Below are 17,902 nucleotides of genomic sequence, written 5' to 3' on the forward strand. Positions count from 1 at the left end.
CTCAGGTTTTAAAAAATATTATTCTTAATAAAATTGATGATCGTTTAAAAACTTTTGGTTTTGATCGAATAACAAAATAGGGTTATATATTTAAAAAATAATCTGAAAGAATTTTGATATATTCTTTCAGATTATTTTTAATACTAAGGTTTTCGGCCTGTAATTAATCTGTACAATAAAGCTATGATAGCAAGTACAAGTAATATGTGTATAAATTGACCTACTGCTTGGCCGAATCCGAAATAACCTATAGCCCACAAAATAAGTAATACTACAGCAATAATTGAAATTAGATTTCTCATAAATTTTGATTTTAATTAAACATTTACTTTTTATAATTTAAATTGTTTAGGAATTTTTGTTCATATGAAATTGCACTACTTCTATAGCATTGGAAACAGCATCGCTAAGTGCGACTATAAAATCACCTTTTTCTGCTTTGTTTATTGTATGTTCTATCGCTTCAATTTCGTTCGGAATTATTTCATAAGGAAAATTCTCTTGAACTTCATGAATACCTTTTACAAGCAACTGTATAATTTCTTTCTCTGTTCGACCTCTTAAGTGTCGCTCTTGTCGAATAATAATATAATCAAACATCTCAGCTGCTATTTTTCCACACTTTTGTATGTCTTCGTCTCTTCTATCCCCTACACCTGAAATAATTCCAATTTTTTTATTTGCTTCCACTTTAGACAAATAATCTTTTATAGCTGTGTATCCTGCAGGGTTATGTGCGAAATCGATTAATATTTTAAATTCTTTGAACTGAAAAATATTCATTCTACCAGGTGTTAAATCTGGACTTGGGAAAAAAGTATTCAACGCTTTCGTAATCTGGGGAACATGCAAACCTGATATATATGCTGCTAATACAGCAGCTAGAACATTTTGAATCATGAAAATAGCTTTTCCATCCATTGTTAACGGTATATCGTAAATATTCGCAACAACTATTCGTTCTTTTTTAGTCTGTATTACAATATTTTCTTGTGTATACAATGCGACTATATTTCCTTTTTTTATAAGTTTTTGAACTTCTTTACTTTTTTCATCCAATGAAAAATATGCTATTTGACATGCTAATTTCTTTGAAATTTCCATTGAATAATAATCTTCAATATTTAAAATTGCCCAACCGTCTTTTTTCACACTTTCAACAACAACAGATTTTACTCTGGCTAATTGCTCTAAAGAATCGATATCTTTTAATCCCAAATGATCTTCTGTAATATTGGTTATTATACCAATATCGCAAGCACTAAATCCAAGACCTTCTCTCAAAATTCCACCTCTTGCTGTTTCTAAAACAGCAATATCTATTGTTGGATCATTCAATATTTTTTTTGCACTAATAGGACCTGTTGTATCCCCTTTCTCCATTAGCTGATTGTTGATATAAATACCATCAGATGTTGTATAACCTACATTTTTTCCAGTGTTTTTAAATATATGTGCAATTAAACGAGTGGTGGTTGTTTTACCATTGGTACCTGTAATTGCTAATATTGGAATAGTTGGTAATTTTTGAAAAGGGAATAGCATATCTAAAACGGGAGAAGCAACATTGCGCGAAATTCCTTTTGTTGGTTCTATATGCATTCTAAATCCTGGAGCTGCATTTACTTCTATAACCACTCCACCAGATGTATACAAAGATTCGGATAAATTGGATGCTATGATATCAATACCACATATATCCAAATTGATGACTTTAGCAATTTTCTCTGCTATGATAATATTATCAGGATGAAGGTCTTCAGTTGTATCAATAGATGTTCCTCCTGTACTTAGATTTGCTGTTGCTTTTAAATAAATTATTTCAGCACGTTTGGGTATAGATTGTAGATCGTAGTTTTTTGATTTTAATAATGAAATGGTATGATGGTCAATGCTAATTTTTGTTAAAACTTGTTCATGACCTTCTCCTCTTTTAGGGTTTTCATTTTCAATTTGAATTAATTCTTTTATCGTAAGTTTTCCATCTCCAATTATATGAGCAGGTATTCGTTTGGCCGCAGCAACTACTTTTTTATTGATGACCAATATTCTAAAATCATAACCTTTTACAAATTTTTCTACGATTATTTTTTGACTAAATTCTCGTGCATTCTGGAATGCTTTTTCAGCAGTTTCATATTCATTTATATTGGTGGTTACTCCTCTTCCGTGATTACAATTATATGGTTTAATAACAATTGGATAGCCTATTTCATCTATTATTTTTTTTAAATCTTCTTCATTTTCGCCTATACCACCATCAGCGATAGGAATAAATGCATCCTTTAATAATTGTTTGGTTCGAAATTTATCACATGCAATCTCAACAGCCAGATAGTTGGTTTTATCTGTAATTGTCGCCTCTAATCTAGCTTGATTTTTACCATATCCCAATTGGATATAAGAATGATTATTTAATCGTGTCCATGGTATTTTTCGGTTTTCTGCTTCATTAATTATACTTTGTGTAGAAGGACCGAGTTTATTTGAATTCCATATTTTAGTCATATTTTTAATATCATCTAAAATGGAATAAGACGAATTAGATATTAATGCTTCTGCAATTCTAACAGCTGCTTTTGCTGCATATATCCCTACCTGCTCATCTTGATAAGCAAATACAACATTATAAGTACCTGGCGTATTTGTTTCGCGAGTTCTGCCAAAGCCTGTATTCATACCCGCTAGGGTTTGTATTTCTAATGCGATATGCTCAATTACATGCCCCATCCAAGTTCCTTCTTTTACACGAGTAAAAAAACCACCAGCTACCCCTTCAGAACAACGATGCGAAAACATTGTAGGTAACCATGATTGTATACGTTCTGCAAATCCATCAATTTTGTTCGTTGGAAATTGTTCTAAGCGACCTAAATTCAATCGCATTTGAATTAGTTTTTCTCTCTTGATACTCCAAAAATTTGGTCCTTTTAAAATCGATATATTTTCTATTTTCATATGTGGTAAGTGTTAAAAAATTTAGTAAATGATTACAAGAACTAGACCTTTTTCCCTTATTAACACTATTTTACCATTATTTTAAGGTTTATTCTCCTCTTGTCCAGTTAATATTAATTAAATTGAAGTTATAAAATCAATAATGATGAGTATTAAAGGAAAATTAATAATTGTTGGAGGTGGAATAAATACTGCTGATTCCTTACCAACGCATTTACCACGTGAGGAAATTATCAATGATTTCTTTTATCAAAATGGTATTCTAAAAAAGATTCTTGAGGAAGCAAAACACAAAGAAAATTCTAGAATTGAAATTATAACCACCGCTTCTCAATCTCCTAAAACTGCTGCTGAAGCCTATATCAAAGCTTTCAGTCTTTTGGATGCACACAATGTTGAACATTTGGATATAAATACACGTTTAGATGCGCTTTCACCAGAATCGTTAAAACGATTAGATGAAGCTGATGTTGTATTATTTAGTGGAGGAGATCAACTTAGGTTAACCTCAACTATTGGAGGTACACCTTTTCAACAAAAACTGTTGCAAAAATATTATCATGAAGAGTTTATTTATGCAGGTACTTCAGCAGGAGCAGCCGCCGCTTCATCTAGCATGATCTATCAAGGAGCAAGTTCTGATGCATTACTAAAAGGATCTGTTGAGATGAACAGTGGTCTTGGATTAATAGATTCTATTATCGTTGACACTCATTTTATTCAAAGAGGAAGAATTGGANNGCCTTTTTCAGGCTGTTACAGGAAATCCCATGAAGATTGGAATTGGTTTAAGTGAAGATACTGGGCTAATTATAAGCGACAACAACAATAAAATGACAGCAATAGGCTCTAGTTCAGTTATTTTGGTTGATGGTCGAGAAATTTTAGATACTAGTCTTTCTCAAATCGAAATTGGATATCCAATTTCAATAAGCCATATTATTTCTCATGTGATGACACGAAATGATGTTTTTCATTTTGATCAAAATAAAATAATAATCAAAGATTCTCAATATAATAATCAATAAAATGAAACTAATTATTCACGGTGGTTTTTTTTCAGAATCATTAACCGATCCTGAAACTAAATTTCAAAAACAAAATGCTTTAATTAAAATAGTTCAAAAAGGGTACGACTATTTAACAACACATACAGCAGTTGAAACTGTTGTATATACAGTAAGTTTATTAGAAGACGACCCTTTATTTAATGCAGGTTTAGGTTCTCAAATTCAATCGGATGGAAAAATAAGATTAAGTGCCGCTTTAATGAATGGGAATACTCTTAAAATGTCTGGTGTTATTAATATAGAAAATGTTGAACATCCAATTTTAGTTGCAGAAAAACTAATGACTTACGATGATCGTATTTTGGCTGGTAGCGGAGCAATAGAATTTGCACGTAAACATGGATTCGAGTATTTTAATCCTGAAACTGAACAACGTAAAAAAGAATTCGAAGAAAAAATAATTTCTTCGAAAACAAGTACAGTTGGATGTGTTTGTTTAGATGGCGATAATAATATTGCTGTGGCTACATCAACTGGAGGAAAAGGTTTTGAAATACCAGGGCGTGTTTCAGATTCTGCTACTGTTGCTGGAAATTACGCCAATCAATCTTGCGGTGTTAGTATGACTGGCGTTGGTGAAGATATTGTAAGTGGCGCAATGGCTGCTAAAATTGTAACAAGAGTCTCGGATGGTATGAGCATTGAAGCTGCATTTACTAAAAGTTTTGAAGAACTTAAAGAGTTTAATGGATATGCAGGAGCTATTGGCATAGACAACAAAGGAAATAGTTTTCATTTAGATAGTTTTCCTTCAATGGTTTTTGCTTCTTTTGATGGAATTGAATTGAAATATTTTGATTAAAATGTTTCATTCTAATCATTTAATATATCAAACAATTTGTTTTTTATATATTCTACTACCTCTAATTTTTCTTGATTGGACATCTGTATTTCAGCAGTTTTCTCTATATCACCTCCTTCACTTATAATAACACCTTCACGAGGATCTGTCTCACAATTTTCAGAGAACTCTTTTTTTCCTTTCTCGTAACCTTTTTCAAAAGCTCGATTATATAATTCATTCAATAAGCTTTGAATTGAATCTGAATTTAAATGTTCTGGTTTCATATGAATATATTTTAGTTAATAATTTGTTGCTATAAAGTGTTTTATAATCCTATTTGTATTTTCTTCTAATCCTTGTGGTTGTATACAATCCTAAACCTATTAATATACCTAAAGAGACTATTCTTTGAGTAGATTTTGAAGGAACAGGAATACTCGTTTCTCCATAAATCTGATGCGGATCTGAAGATGCATATAAAATATTGCCTTCGTTATCATTACCATTACTAAATTTCATCATTAGTCTCATTACTGCAGTTGCTAAATTGGTAAATGTTTGTGGGAATATACCATGAATAAATTTTATTAAGTATGAACTTGCATCTGGAAACGTATCATTTTTAGGTTTAATTGTTAGATTGTATATTACTTTTGCCGTATCATTAGGATCTGCAGCGAAAGGAGGTATTTTAAAATCTAATCCAGAATATTTTGCTGAATGCATATTTCCTGTTGATCTCTGAATTTGAGGATAAATATTACAAATATGTATAGCTGGATAGACACTGTATTCGCTTTGTAATCCACTCATCAACCCTTTTATTCCTGTTTTTGTAGCAGAATATACTGAGCTAAAAGGCGCAGGCATAAACCCTCCTATTGATACATTGTTGATGAGTATTCCTTGATTTTGTTCTTTAAAAACTGGTAAAACATAATAAGCTCCATGCATATATCCCATGAGATTGGTTTTTATAACCTGTTCATTAACTTCCATTGGAATTTCTCCAAATTTCCCACTAGACATTACCCCTGCATTATTTACCCATATATCTATGCGTCCAAATTCTTTCAGAGCAAATTCAACTAAATCTTTTACTTCATTTGCATTAGAAACGTCAGTTGATTTATAAACCGCTTTTCCACCGTAAGCATTGCATTCTGAAACCGCCTTTTCTAAACCTTCTACACCTCGTGCTGCCAAAACCAATTGATATCCATTTTGAGCAAATAAGTGTGCTGTAGCTAAGCCAACACCACTAGAAGCGCCAGTAATTACCGCTGTTTTAGTAATTAAATCAATGACTGTATTTTTCATAATTATAAATAGTAATATTAAACAAAAAGTCTCAGCGCTCTGAGACTTTACAGTATTTTAATCGTTAATTAGACAGTCTATTTTTTCGAAATCATTCTATACACTGCTAGACATAAAACTGCTCCAGCAATTGCAACTAAAAAACTAGAAATATTAAATCCGCTTACATCGACACCTAAAAGCATCGATCCAAGCCACCCACCGACAACAGCTCCAATAATCCCAATAATTATTGTTACTATCCAACCACCTGGATCGTTACCAGGGTGTATTGCTTTTGCTATTGCTCCGACTATAAGGCCGAAAATTATCCATGTTAGAATTCCCATAATGTGTGATTTTTAAATATTAATANNTCTGCATTTTTCTTTAATTAATTAACATTGTAGAAGACAATAATTTATTCTTTATAGTTTCAGTTCTCCTTCAATTCCTCCGTCTTCAATTGTACTTCCTGTAACGGCGGCAAAAAGCATTTTCGACATGGCAATAAACTTATTGTCTTTGGTTTCGTAATAATACCCATCGTTTGGCGAAACTTTTATTAGACTGATATTAGGATCGTCTTTTCCATCAAACCAAGCATTTGCAAAATTGGTCCAATATTTATCAATTAAAGTTTTATCTTTTGAAACACTGGCTTTTCCTTTAATAAAGATGTATTCGTATTTAGAATTATTCATAAAATACAGTTCTACATTAGGATTGGCTTCAATTTCATCATTTTTCAGTGAACGAACATCACTCAAAAACCAGAGGTTACCAACCTCATCTACTTCTTGAAGAGCCATTGGTCTACTTGTAGTATTACCGCCAATATTGGTGGTAAAAAAGCAAGTTCAGGCAGTTTCAGCAATAGTTTTTATCTTTTCAATGGCTTTATTTCCGCTCAAATTTTCTGTCGGTGACTGTGCATTTCCCATAATTTTATTTTTTTATATCTGAATTGTGATTAAAACAATTTTTCTCCTCATTGATATGAAAAGTAAAATTTGTACAAACTATAATGTCATTGCTATCAAAATGTTTTACAATGCCATTTTTTTCCATCGTTACAACCCAACACGAATTTTGATGCATACCATAATCAATTATAAAAATAGTACGACCTCTACCAATAGGGGTATCAACAAGTATTGTAGGACTAAGTTGTAATATCATTCGTCTAAATTTTATATTTATATCACGTTAAACATTTTATTATGAAGGAACCTTCCTTTCTTCTTCACGGTCCCAAATACGATGTAATTTCATTACTTGAATAAAATCCGCAATCCAATTCTCATTTTCATCTTCTAAAATCACTCCTCTATCAAGTTTAACAAATGAATTATCCATTAACGAACCTGCTCCTTTTGCAAATGCTAATATTTTACAATGTCTGTAAGAATCATTGATAAATTCATAATAATCTGGATTAGATTTTAAAGATTCTATTGATTTACCTGATGGTGTATAAACGGCATCATAACAAACTGAAGGATCTGTAAGATAACTATGGGAAATATTTTCTTTACTTCCTTCTTCATAAGTTAGCTCACCTACTTTAGATGAAATTAATACCGCTTCAGCTCCCTCTTTTTCCAGAGCTTTTTTTAATTGATCTACACTTTTTTTAGAAACACCATTATCAACTAAAAAGGCTACTTTTCTAGTTTTAATAGTTCCTTCACCTTCTTTTACTTTCATACTCAAAGCATCAGATGAATTTATTTCTTGTTTTTTAGTTTGCCGAGGATAATTGGGATGATTTTGCCTTGCAAAACTTAATGTCAGTTCATCCAACTTTTTTGGAGGTATAATTCCAAGATTATCACCTACTTTTTGCGCTAAAGTTTTATCAATTTGATAAAGTATAGCAACTTGTCTCTCTCTAATTTTTGGATCAGAAACCTTACTCAATTCAAAACTAAAAGCATCTATAATATGTTGTTTCTCTGGTTTGGATTGTGAATTAAAAAACAAGGTTGCTTGCGAAAAATGATCAGCAAACGAATCAGATCTAGTTCTTACTTTCTTCCCTTCTATTTTTTGTTCATGAGATTTAAAACCTTCTTCTCCCTTCAACATAGCATGATATGGGCAACCAGAAGCTTTGCTATTCGGAAAATAACTTACTCCTCCTTTGAGAATATCTATTCTGCCCGTTCCATCTTTTTGATTATTATGCTTTTGATTTAATGGTCTATTAATAGGAATTTCATGAAAGTTGGCTCCACCTAATCTATAATTCTGTGTATCCATATAAGAAAAAACACGACCTTGCAGTAAAGGATCATCCGATAAATCAATACCTGGGATAATTCTTCCAGGGTCAAAAGCCACTTGTTCTGTTTCTGCAAAAAAATTGTCAGGATTGCGATTAAGTGTCATCGTACCAATGATTTTAACTGGTACTAATTCTTCAGGAATTATTTTTGTAACATCTAATAAATCAAAAGAATATTTTAATTCATCTTCTTCAGGAATTAGTTGAACACCTAAATCCCATTGCGGAAAATTACCTGCATCAATAGCTTCCCATAGATCTTGACGGTGAAAGTCAGAATTAAATCCGGAAATTTTTTGAGCTTCGTTCCATGCTACAGAATGCACTCCTAATCGTGGTTTCCAATGGAATTTAACAAAAGTAGCTTTACCTTTCTCATTGATCAATTTAAATGTATGTACGCCAAATCCTTCCATCATTCTCAGGCTACGAGGAATTGCTCTATCAGACATTGCCCACATAATCATATGTGCTGATTCTGGCATCAAAGAAATAAAATCCCAAAACGTATCGTGAGCTGAAGCAGCTTGAGGAATTTCTTTATCAGGCTCTGGTTTTACTGCATGTATTAAATCAGGAAAATTCATAGCATCCTGAATAAAAAATACAGGTATATTATTCCCAACTAAATCATAATTACCATCTTCTGTATAGAACTTTACCGAAAAGCCTCTAACATCTCTTGCTAAATCTGTAGATCCCTTAAATCCAGCAACAGTTGAAAAACGAATAAATAGTGGAGTCGTTTTACCTTTTTGAAGAAATTTTGCACATGTATATTCACTAATATCCTCATGTATTTCTAATATTCCGTGAGCTCCACTACCTCGAGCATGTACAACTCGTTCAGGTATTCTTTCTCGATCGAAATGACCCAACTTATCAAAGTATATATGGTCTTGTTGTAAGGAAGGTCCTCTATCTCCAACTTTTAAGGTGTTATTATTATCATAGATTGAGACACCATCATTCGTTGTTAATTTTTGATTAGTGTTATCAACTGAAAACTGATTCATTTGTTCAATTTTAGAATTTGAACTTTTAGCTTTTTTCATATGCAATTTATTAATTAGTAAGTTTTAATGAATAAGAATTGATAAAGAACCCAATAAGGAAAAGGAAAAGGAAAATAAAATCAACATAAAAACAATCACCTTATTGACACTTATATGTTTAAAATATAATTTAATAAACTATCTATCAACTAAAGTGCCATTTTTTTCGAATAATGATAAATATATCAAATTATAAAAATTTTAATAGTATATATATTATATCTACTAAAAATAATCTTTTATTATATAGTTTTTAAACAACATAACTGGTAATCTCATAATATATAGCCCATCCGATAAACAAAAGTATAAATATCCATATCCAATAAGGAATTGTTTTAGGTGTTTTGCTACCATTAATTAAAAAATTTTTTTGATTTCATTTATCGTAAGCATTTATCATAAGTAAAACAGTTCCATTTAAAATAGACTTAATTTGAAAACTTGAAGTTCTTCTTTTAACAGGAAAAAATCTCAGCTCTTCAACTATATTTATATTAATATTTCTTACAATACCTTCTTCATCCGAAACAATGTAATTCTCTGAAAGGCTATGTGATGTAAGATTTAATTTTAAGGAATTTTCTTTTTGGTTATAAACTAAACGTTCTTCTTCAGAAAGGCTTTCTAGTTTTTTTTCAAGTTCACGTGTTTGTTTTCGTTTTATTAAAGTACTATGAATCCCTAAAAATCTAAAAATAATGATAAGCAAGCCTGAAAAGACAATTGCAAATATTAAAAAAATAGTAATTTGAACTCCATTTTCTTGTAGTAATGGTCCACCTTCCATAATCGAAGTATTAAAATTTAAATATTAAGATCAAATACATAATTAATCTCTTTAATAAAATAGAGAATTCCTAATATTTATAGGAATTCTCATAACACAAATAGATATTTTATCGACTTCTCTTAATAGAGTCAACATCGTAAGATGTGCTGTCAACTGGAAGTATTGTATCAGAAGAGTCAGGAGACATTGGATACTCACCTGATAATATACTATCATGTGTAATAATAGAATCTTTATGATTCGGTAACACTTCATTACTTTGTTTACAGCTAATAGTTGTTAGAACGAATAAGAATGTTATGACTGCAATAGTTTTCATAAAATATCTTTTTGTGGTTAAACAATTCACAATGACAATCGATTTATCATATTGTGTGTCAAAATTAGAAGTAGAAAACTGATAAGTTTATGATTGTACTCATAAATGGATATAAAAAATCAAAGTAAATTGGTTAAAATAACCTTAAAAAGTTAGGATATGTTAATAGACAAAGATTTATTATTTGAATTTGGTGCAACTCGCCAAACCTACAAATCAGGAGAATTTATTATTAAAAAGGCATAACAGCATAATTTTATCTACAAATACAAAGTGGAAAAGTTAAGAGAAAAAATTATCAACACGAAAAAATAGTTTTATAAACTCAACTTTCTAAAGGACAAAGTTTAGGTGAGTCATTTCTATTTTCGGAAGATCTATATACTATTACAATACAGGCAATAGAAGATTGTGACGTAATAAAATTAGAGAAAGTAAGTTTTCATAATCTTTAAAAAAACATCATCATTTATATGGTATTATTTGTAAATGTATGAGCGAAAAATTGTTTCATAAATTTATTATGATTCAAAATTTATTAATCAGAAAACTTGGAATAAATAATTATAAGTGAATATTTTTTATAAACATTAAAACTAATAAAAATGAAAAAATTACAACAAGCAAATCAACAACAAACTAGACCAGGAAAAGAAAAAAAAATGAAACCAATTCCCGAGACAGATCCCATTATATATTCGCAAGGAGGTAAGTTAGCAGGAAAAACAGCCTTAATAACAGGTGGCGATAGTGGAATTGGAAAAGCTACAGCTTTACTTTTTGCTAAAGAAGGTGCTGATATCGTAATCGCATATTTAAATGAAAAGGAAGAGGCATTATCGACTAAAAAAGAAATTGAAAAATTTAATGTCAATTGTAAAATAATAAAAGGTGATTTATCCATTGAAAAAAATTGTAGAATTGCAGTTGAAAAATCGATTGAATCGTTTCATAAAATTGATATATTAATTAATAATGCAGCTTTACATTGGGAAAGTGAAACATTAGAAGAAATTTCAACGAAACAACTAGAAAATACATTTAAAAACAATGTATTCTCATATTTCTGGATGACAAAATACACTTTACCTTATATGCAAAAAGGAAGTACCATCATTAATACCACTTCAGTTACTGCTTATAGGGGAAGTCCAAAATTAATTGATTATGCTGCCAGCAAAGGAGCTATCGTCTCATTTACAAGAAGCTTATCTGCTAATTTAGTAAAAAAAGGAATTAGAGTAAATGCTGTTGCACCTGGTCCTGTTTGGACACCTCTTATTGTATCTTCTTTTGAACCTGAAAAAATTGCGACATTTGGAAGTGACAAACCTATGGAAAGAGCTGCTATGCCAAATGAAATTGCTCCTGCTTTTTTATTTTTAGCTTCAGAAGATGCTCGTTTTATTACGGGACAAGTAATCCATCCAAATGGTGGAGAAATCATAAACGGCTAAAGAAATATGAAAAAATTAGATTATACTCATTCAGAACATGAGTTTTTATGTTTAATTAATGAATTTATTTTTGGATCTACAACTGCACATTTGATTCTTGATCCCCCATTTATTATTAAATCGCTTGAGAAAATTAGTCAAACTACTTTATGTAAACAAAAAAAAGAATTTTTAAAAAATATAATTACTGACTACAAAACATCAGTATTCGAATTTCTTGACAAGAATAATTATTCACATGGAGAAATCTGTCTAACAAAAAAAATGTTAATTCATTTTTATTCAAACTTTTCTTACAATAAGGTAAAAAAAGAACAAGAGTTAATAAAATTGATACATAGAGATTTATAAATAATATTAGCCCATTATTATTTGTATACAATTAATAATGGGCTAATAAAAATAATCAAATTATTTTCTACTATTTCTTCTCTTTTTTCTTTTTTTGAGCCAAAAAAATAAAAATATACATCCTCCTATAAGCATTATTATATAAGCAAATATATGAAGGCTAGATAAAAAAAATTCTTTAAATTGTGGGAACATAATAGTTATTTTTAGGAGTTTAACAAATTCTTTTTAATACAGTATTTTTCCCTTTTGTAACCTTAACATATTCTGAGATTCCATTAACTTGACCGTTCGAATTACAGTTTCTACACACATTCCTGTTATACCAGCTAATTGCTGTCGTGTTAAATCTATTTTAAAAGAAAAAGGTACTGTTGATTCTATAGCATTATTTTTCAAATAATCCAATAATCCTTTCATTCTAATAATGGGATTATTAATGGAATTATTTTGCATCATAAGAAACTTATAATGCAATTTCTCTGACATACAACGACTAAGATTTATGTATATGCAAGGATTAGATTCCAATAATTCTAAAAAATTAGTTTTACTTAATCTTATCAATAGGGTATCTTCTAGAACTTGTGCGTTCATCGGGTACAATTCTTCTAAAAACAAGAAACATTCTCCTACGCTATTTCCTGGTAATAGAATGTTTTGTATAGATTCTTTCCCTTCTTCATTAAAATGATTAACTTTAACTTTTCCTACAATAATCTGATAATAAAAAGAAGGATGAGCACCTTCCGTAAATACAGTTTCTCCATTCTTAAAATAGACTCTTTCAGCACCAAACTGATACAATAATTTTTCATCAATAAGCATAGTATTAATCTTTTGTGGTTTGTTTTTAAAGTATAGTAATAGAGACAGAAATCGTTTTAAAAAGATTCAATAAATATGCCACAGGATAAATCAGTATGTTAAACTTTCTGAGTATAATCCTTTTCAAATAAAAAGATCTCTTATTAATATTTATTCATAAAAAAATATTAATAAGAGATTTAATCACAAAACTAATTTTCTTCTTCCGCTTCAAAATTGATTAAAGTTTCAGCAATTTCAGTAAGATTATCATGCGTTTCTTCTTCTTCAATCAATGTCTTTTCGAGCAACTCAGCTACTTTATGATGCTCCATTGTAATTGCCAATTGAACTAAACCACCATAAGTAGCAATTTCATAATGCTCTATCTTTTGAGCTGCAATGATTAGAGCTGCGTCTCGTGTCATTGTACCTTCTTTTGTGGATTTAATAATTTCATCTGCCTCTTTTATTAATCCTTTAATCGCTTCACATTCCTTTTTTTCAACCTTTTCATCCAACAAACCAAATATCTTTTCTAATCGACTGATATGTTTTTTAGTTTGTAATTGATGATCTTCAAAAGCATCTTGCAGTTCTTCTGTAGTAGCCGAATTTTGCATTTTCTCTAATCCGTCTACTAATGCATGCTCCGCATAATATATATCTTGAAGTGCTGAAATAAAGAATTTATGTAATGCCGACTTTTTCATTTTATCATCGCTATTATCGGTTGATTTATCCATTGTATCAATTGGATGAGATTCTTTCTTTGCCTAANNCGAAAAGAGGCAATACAAAACAATTAACCATTTCTTCTACCTCCGAATCCAGATCGACTCGAATTTGAAGAACGTCCTCCTCGGTTTGAAGAACGCCCTCCTCCATGAGATGCTTTACCTCCCATACGAGCTATACGTGTACGTTCCGCTTTACTCATAGATGCAAAACCTCTTTTTGAAGTTCCTGATCCACTACCCGAACTTCTGCTGTTTCCGCTTCTAGAAGAACTATTACGAGAAGAGGAATTAGAAGATGATCTTCGGTTATTAGATTGTGAGGAAGAAGAACGATTTCCACGACCAGAAGAACGATTATTAGAAGAAACAAATCGACCCATACTATCTCTTTCTGGCATATTTCTTCTGTTATTTCTTCTATTGTCTTGGTAATCGTCGTCATCATAATCATCGTCATCATAATCGTCGTCATAATCGTCATCATCATAATTATCTTCTTGATAACCATTTGCAAAATCATCATAATCTTCTTCATAATCAGAAAAATCATCATCATAGTCTTCATCTTGCGAAGCATCATTAAAGCCATGATCATAACCCAGCTGATAGATTTCTTCTAATGTTGATTTTGCATTGCTTGAATTGTTGTGCGAATTGTGATTGTTTGAATTACTCCTTTTCATAATTGTAGTTTTGTAATTTACTACATAAATAGACTAGTATTATTCATGTAGTAAATTGGATTTAACTTTTATTGAAATACTAATTAGATTTCTTTCTATGCTAAATTATTCACATAAAGATTGTGATATTATGATTCAAATCATATCCGTTTAAAAACATTTATAAATCTTAAAATCAATATAATAAAAAAAATACCCGCAATATTTTGCAGGTATTAGAAAAGAATAAAACATTAATAAGTGTGATATGTAAAAGTAATTAATTTAACCTTGATTTTTACCAATAAGGAGTCGTAATACTAACGAAATAAAAGCCATAAATAATAGAAAATGTACAATTCCATGATAGCTAATACCTAATCCAAAGTATATTAATCCCCAGAAAATTATTAGAATGATTGCTATTAACACAAATGTATTTCTCATTTCAGTTTTAATTTAGAAGTTAATTAAGCCATCACATAAACATTTCCATTCTAATTTAGCTATTCCAAACAGTCCTCCTAAAGCAATAATGAAGTTTCTAAAAAAATTGATAAAATTTGTATGACTTAAGTTAGGGTATTCATTTCGACCATATACTCCAACCTTAATAGAATTATTATCTTTTGTTATTCGAAAAGTTGAGGTCGACTTTTTACTATAAAAATGAGCAATTAATTTCTTGTTTTTTTTATTTGGAGAACTAGAAGGGGAACAAATAAAAGACAAACTTGCTTGATTGTAATCAATAGATTTTTGCTCGCAAATTGATACTATTTTTACCCAATCAAATCCATTTTCACCAAAAGTTCCTAGTCCTGGTATATCAATTCGTATGTAATCTCCAACAATTGGTAAACGATCAACATGAGCTCCACTTTGATCAAACAATCTAAAATCAGCAGAAGATTCACCACAGAAATGTTTCCAATTATTTATAGAAAGAAATCTACATCTTAGTATTTGGTAACAATCATCAATTAATCCATTATCATTAAAGTACCTATTACTTTCTGTATCATGAAAGCCTCCTCCTCTTTGTTTTGGAATTTCATTATAAGTTTTTGTTAGATATTTTTTCAACTTTTTCATAATGTATGAATTAACATGAACGAAATTAGCTTCATCTATTGCTTATATTTATGATTGAGGTCATATTTTTAGTAAAGAAATTATTAGATTATATGTTGTTCTTTGAGGTTAAAGACAATTGTACTTTAGAAAAAATCACATAAACTAACAGTTCCACTAAAATAAATTTGTTTTAAAAAAAACAATTAGAGATTATTTCACTTAAAATACTAATTTTTTTTATTAGATTTATTAAAATAATTTACTATTGATATGAAAAAAGTTAGCAAGAATTAGTATTTTATGTTAATTTATTCACAAAAATCACTACACTAATACTACACCACACTCCCCTACACTATTGATGAATAAAGGGATTTACACTTTCTGTATCGGAAAGTAACCTCATCAATACTAACATAGTATAAATATATTAAAAAACCTCCTAAAATCAATGTTTTAAGAGGTTTTTTTAATATTTCAAAGTATACAAAAGAATAAATATGTTATAGGTTTATTATAGTTATTTGTATCAAATATTTGTACCTTATTTGTATTTTTAATAAAATCAGTTGAAAAATTTGAGTGAAAATTGGTATTTTGGACGAAATAAAGTCCTTTTAAATATTCTTATTTCTCCTTAATGGATTTTATACACTTTTAAAAAATGTACGTTATCAAAATAAATGGGATACTTCTTCCTAAAAATTAAGAGAGTGTTTGGTTTATAAATTTATTANNTATTTTTTCTTGAAAATACAACTTCCTTCTTTTTGTAATTGTTTGTTGTTTAATACTTGCTCTTTGTTCCAAAATTTTATCTGCACTACCAAAATAAACATCCAAAGGAGTATGGTTATTCAAAGCCTCATGATAACGTTGATTATTGTAACGATAAACAGATTTTCTAAAGCTGCTTTTAATTCTTCTGGAGCGAAGTAATTATCAAGTTTTACCATTTTTGATGGTTCTGTAATAGTGTTCAATTTTTCCTTGTGTTTGTGGATGATTGGGTCTTCCGTGTATTTGATCCATTTGATAATTGTCTTATAAATACGATTGAACAAAACCTCCTTTAAGAAAATTCACGTGTAATATCTTTTAGTACAAAAGAATAACTCTCCACGTCAACAAAGTGTTTTGTTTTTAAAAATTAATGCATTCCCAGTTTTTCTTCCTGTAAATCGAGCATTTTTAAATGTTTACGTACAATTTCTTCGTCAAGAAGAAGTTCCTCACGGTTTTTGGAGATCAGCCATTCGCGCTGATGGTTTATGATATCCAAGTAAACTTCACGGTATTCTGGAAAATTCAGAATGACTTCCGAACTGTTGACACGATTTTCCCAGATTTGTAACTGATCCTTTATCGCCGGGAATTTTTCAAGTTTTTCGAAATGGGTATCCTGGATTCTTTTCACTCCTATTTTTGCAAGTTCGTTCCGGATTTCATTATCGATTTCCTTTTCAGAGCGGGTAAAATCAGGATCCTGAATTTTGAATTTTGTGATGAGAAAAGGCAGCGTCAAACCCTGAACCAACAAAGTAAGCAGGATGACCACGAAAGTGATAAATAAAATCAAGTTCCTGTGCGGAAAGGGTGTTCCATCATGCAAAGTCAGCGGAATTGAAAGTGCGGCAGCCAGTGAAACCACGCCGCGCATTCCCGTCCAACCGATTAAAGCAGGCACTTTCCAGCCTGGATTTTGTCGGTCGGCAACAGTGATGAAATTACGCATAATCATCGTGGTGAATACGGCACCATAAGCCGCAACGATTCTTGTTATAACCAGAATAACTGTAATCAAAACGCCATAACCAAATGCTGTGAACAAATCTGTTTCAAGCCCTGAAACAATCTGTGGTAGATCGAGCCCGATCATCATAAAAACAATACCATTCAGCAAAAAAACCAAACTGCTCCAAACATTTAGCGTCCCTAAACGCGATGAAGTAGCCAGAAAAGAATGACTTCTGTTGTAAAGCAACAAACCACCACAAACTACAGCCAAAACACCGGAAGCGTGAAGCTCTTCCGCCACAAGATACATGAGGAACGGCGTTACGACTGTGAGTACAATATCGATATTGGCATCAGTTGGCAACAAGCGGTGCATCTTCATAAAGAAAATTCCTATAAGGATTCCGATTCCAGCACCCCCGATACCCATCCACAGAAAACTAAGGGCAACTTCGTGCCAGATGAATTGTCCCGTCGCAACGGCAATCATTGCAAAGCGAAAA

19 protein-coding genes and 1 pseudogene are annotated in these 17,902 nt (G+C 30.7%); 5 read left to right on the forward strand and 15 right to left on the reverse strand.

The window, feature by feature from the left end:
* Positions 1-143: 143 nt before the first annotated feature.
* Both B4H69_RS07475 and cphA read right to left on the reverse strand, forming a co-directional pair.
* Positions 144-302 (reverse strand): lmo0937 family membrane protein, encoded by a 159-nt coding sequence (locus B4H69_RS07475; RefSeq protein WP_115000514.1) that lies wholly within the window; start codon positions 300-302, stop codon positions 144-146.
* 46 nt (positions 303-348) lie between these two features.
* Complete coding sequence (gene cphA, locus B4H69_RS07480; RefSeq protein ID WP_038330341.1) at positions 349-2,958, reverse strand: cyanophycin synthetase; 2,610 nt, start codon at positions 2,956-2,958, stop codon at positions 349-351.
* Positions 2,959-3,103: 145 nt separating this feature from the next.
* Here cphA and B4H69_RS07485 point away from each other — a divergent pair, with 145 nt between their 5' ends.
* The 3 genes from B4H69_RS07485 to B4H69_RS07490 are packed head-to-tail and all read left to right on the forward strand — an operon-like array spanning position 3,104 to position 4,830.
* Positions 3,104-3,754: a cyanophycinase gene (locus B4H69_RS07485; RefSeq protein ID WP_349679660.1), complete on the forward strand. Its 651-nt coding sequence runs from the start codon at positions 3,104-3,106 to the stop codon at positions 3,752-3,754.
* A 37-nt stretch (positions 3,755-3,791) separates the two neighbouring features.
* Positions 3,792-3,986, forward strand: coding sequence for a hypothetical protein (locus tag B4H69_RS16455; protein ID WP_349679661.1), 195 nt, complete (start codon positions 3,792-3,794; stop codon positions 3,984-3,986).
* 1 nt (position 3,987) lies between these two features.
* On the forward strand, positions 3,988-4,830 hold the full coding sequence (locus B4H69_RS07490) for an isoaspartyl peptidase/L-asparaginase (protein WP_038330340.1): 843 nt from the start codon (positions 3,988-3,990) through the stop codon (positions 4,828-4,830).
* A gap of 11 nt (positions 4,831-4,841) precedes the next feature.
* Here B4H69_RS07490 and B4H69_RS07495 read toward each other — a convergent pair whose 3' ends face one another.
* The 8 genes and pseudogenes from B4H69_RS07495 to B4H69_RS07530 form a co-directional block, all read right to left on the reverse strand.
* Entirely contained in the window at positions 4,842-5,096 is a 255-nt protein-coding gene (locus B4H69_RS07495; RefSeq protein ID WP_038330338.1) for a hypothetical protein, read from the reverse strand.
* 49 nt (positions 5,097-5,145) lie between these two features.
* Positions 5,146-6,132 (reverse strand): SDR family NAD(P)-dependent oxidoreductase, encoded by a 987-nt coding sequence (locus B4H69_RS07500; protein ID WP_291093369.1) that lies wholly within the window; start codon positions 6,130-6,132, stop codon positions 5,146-5,148.
* 77 nt (positions 6,133-6,209) lie between these two features.
* Entirely contained in the window at positions 6,210-6,461 is a 252-nt protein-coding gene (locus B4H69_RS07505; protein ID WP_291066002.1) for a GlsB/YeaQ/YmgE family stress response membrane protein, read from the reverse strand.
* Positions 6,462-6,539: 78 nt separating this feature from the next.
* Positions 6,540-6,959: pseudogene (locus B4H69_RS07510) on the reverse strand (pyridoxamine 5'-phosphate oxidase family protein); the annotation flags it as partial.
* 100 nt (positions 6,960-7,059) lie between these two features.
* A complete protein-coding gene (locus B4H69_RS07515) occupies positions 7,060-7,293 on the reverse strand; it encodes a hypothetical protein (protein ID WP_221856903.1) in 234 nt (77 codons plus the stop codon).
* 39 nt (positions 7,294-7,332) lie between these two features.
* Positions 7,333-9,456 (reverse strand): catalase, encoded by a 2,124-nt coding sequence (locus tag B4H69_RS07520; protein ID WP_291093371.1) that lies wholly within the window; start codon positions 9,454-9,456, stop codon positions 7,333-7,335.
* Between the two features lie 379 nt (positions 9,457-9,835).
* Positions 9,836-10,246 (reverse strand): hypothetical protein, encoded by a 411-nt coding sequence (locus B4H69_RS07525; RefSeq protein ID WP_291078226.1) that lies wholly within the window; start codon positions 10,244-10,246, stop codon positions 9,836-9,838.
* 109 nt (positions 10,247-10,355) lie between these two features.
* The gene (locus tag B4H69_RS07530) at positions 10,356-10,499 is read right to left on the reverse strand and encodes a hypothetical protein (protein ID WP_286485259.1); all 144 of its coding nucleotides are present in this window, start codon (positions 10,497-10,499) and stop codon (positions 10,356-10,358) included.
* 674 nt (positions 10,500-11,173) lie between these two features.
* On the opposite strand from B4H69_RS07530, the gene B4H69_RS07535 reads away from it, so the two are divergent.
* Together B4H69_RS07535 and B4H69_RS07540 are read left to right on the forward strand one after the other, a co-directional pair.
* A complete protein-coding gene (locus tag B4H69_RS07535) occupies positions 11,174-12,025 on the forward strand; it encodes an SDR family oxidoreductase (RefSeq protein ID WP_291078225.1) in 852 nt (283 codons plus the stop codon).
* Between the two features lie 6 nt (positions 12,026-12,031).
* The gene (locus B4H69_RS07540) at positions 12,032-12,376 is read left to right on the forward strand and encodes a hypothetical protein (protein ID WP_291078224.1); all 345 of its coding nucleotides are present in this window, start codon (positions 12,032-12,034) and stop codon (positions 12,374-12,376) included.
* A 228-nt stretch (positions 12,377-12,604) separates the two neighbouring features.
* Here B4H69_RS07540 and B4H69_RS07545 read toward each other — a convergent pair whose 3' ends face one another.
* From B4H69_RS07545 to B4H69_RS07565, 5 genes are all read right to left on the reverse strand, one after another.
* A complete protein-coding gene (locus B4H69_RS07545) occupies positions 12,605-13,204 on the reverse strand; it encodes a Crp/Fnr family transcriptional regulator (RefSeq protein ID WP_291093373.1) in 600 nt (199 codons plus the stop codon).
* A gap of 191 nt (positions 13,205-13,395) precedes the next feature.
* Positions 13,396-13,929, reverse strand: coding sequence for a ferritin-like domain-containing protein (locus B4H69_RS07550; RefSeq protein WP_291093375.1), 534 nt, complete (start codon positions 13,927-13,929; stop codon positions 13,396-13,398).
* Between the two features lie 59 nt (positions 13,930-13,988).
* The gene (locus B4H69_RS07555) at positions 13,989-14,606 is read right to left on the reverse strand and encodes a KGG domain-containing protein (protein WP_284583510.1); all 618 of its coding nucleotides are present in this window, start codon (positions 14,604-14,606) and stop codon (positions 13,989-13,991) included.
* A gap of 438 nt (positions 14,607-15,044) precedes the next feature.
* On the reverse strand, positions 15,045-15,680 hold the full coding sequence (locus tag B4H69_RS07560) for a hypothetical protein (protein WP_291065782.1): 636 nt from the start codon (positions 15,678-15,680) through the stop codon (positions 15,045-15,047).
* 1,132 nt (positions 15,681-16,812) lie between these two features.
* A partial coding sequence (locus tag B4H69_RS07565; protein ID WP_291093377.1) for a cation:proton antiporter occupies positions 16,813-17,902 on the reverse strand: 1,090 nt, incomplete at its 5' end.

It is taken from the genome of Empedobacter sp. UBA6745 (assembly GCF_002453775.1).
Taxonomy (GTDB): domain Bacteria; phylum Bacteroidota; class Bacteroidia; order Flavobacteriales; family Weeksellaceae; genus Empedobacter; species Empedobacter falsenii_C.

What these genes read in the sequence shown, in the direction of transcription:
- B4H69_RS07495 (WP_038330338.1), bottom strand. Translation starts at nt 5,096, where the DNA reads ATGAAACCAGAACATTTAAATTCAGATTCAATTCAAAGCTTATTGAAT.
- cphA (WP_038330341.1), bottom strand. Translation starts at nt 2,958, where the DNA reads ATGAAAATAGAAAATATATCGATTTTAAAAGGACCAAATTTTTGGAGT.
- B4H69_RS07550 (WP_291093375.1), bottom strand. Translation starts at nt 13,929, where the DNA reads ATGGATAAATCAACCGATAATAGCGATGATAAAATGAAAAAGTCGGCA.
- B4H69_RS07475 (WP_115000514.1), bottom strand. Translation starts at nt 302, where the DNA reads ATGAGAAATCTAATTTCAATTATTGCTGTAGTATTACTTATTTTGTGG.
- B4H69_RS07535 (WP_291078225.1), top strand. Translation starts at nt 11,174, where the DNA reads ATGAAAAAATTACAACAAGCAAATCAACAACAAACTAGACCAGGAAAA.
- B4H69_RS07555 (WP_284583510.1), bottom strand. Translation starts at nt 14,606, where the DNA reads ATGAAAAGGAGTAATTCAAACAATCACAATTCGCACAACAATTCAAGC.
- B4H69_RS07560 (WP_291065782.1), bottom strand. Translation starts at nt 15,680, where the DNA reads ATGAAAAAGTTGAAAAAATATCTAACAAAAACTTATAATGAAATTCCA.
- B4H69_RS07505 (WP_291066002.1), bottom strand. Translation starts at nt 6,461, where the DNA reads ATGGGAATTCTAACATGGATAATTTTCGGCCTTATAGTCGGAGCAATA.
- B4H69_RS07490 (WP_038330340.1), top strand. Translation starts at nt 3,988, where the DNA reads ATGAAACTAATTATTCACGGTGGTTTTTTTTCAGAATCATTAACCGAT.
- B4H69_RS07525 (WP_291078226.1), bottom strand. Translation starts at nt 10,246, where the DNA reads ATGGAAGGTGGACCATTACTACAAGAAAATGGAGTTCAAATTACTATT.
- B4H69_RS07520 (WP_291093371.1), bottom strand. Translation starts at nt 9,456, where the DNA reads ATGAAAAAAGCTAAAAGTTCAAATTCTAAAATTGAACAAATGAATCAG.
- B4H69_RS07515 (WP_221856903.1), bottom strand. Translation starts at nt 7,293, where the DNA reads ATGATATTACAACTTAGTCCTACAATACTTGTTGATACCCCTATTGGT.
- B4H69_RS07500 (WP_291093369.1), bottom strand. Translation starts at nt 6,132, where the DNA reads ATGAAAAATACAGTCATTGATTTAATTACTAAAACAGCGGTAATTACT.
- B4H69_RS07545 (WP_291093373.1), bottom strand. Translation starts at nt 13,204, where the DNA reads ATGCTTATTGATGAAAAATTATTGTATCAGTTTGGTGCTGAAAGAGTC.
- B4H69_RS07540 (WP_291078224.1), top strand. Translation starts at nt 12,032, where the DNA reads ATGAAAAAATTAGATTATACTCATTCAGAACATGAGTTTTTATGTTTA.
- B4H69_RS16455 (WP_349679661.1), top strand. Translation starts at nt 3,792, where the DNA reads ATGACAGCAATAGGCTCTAGTTCAGTTATTTTGGTTGATGGTCGAGAA.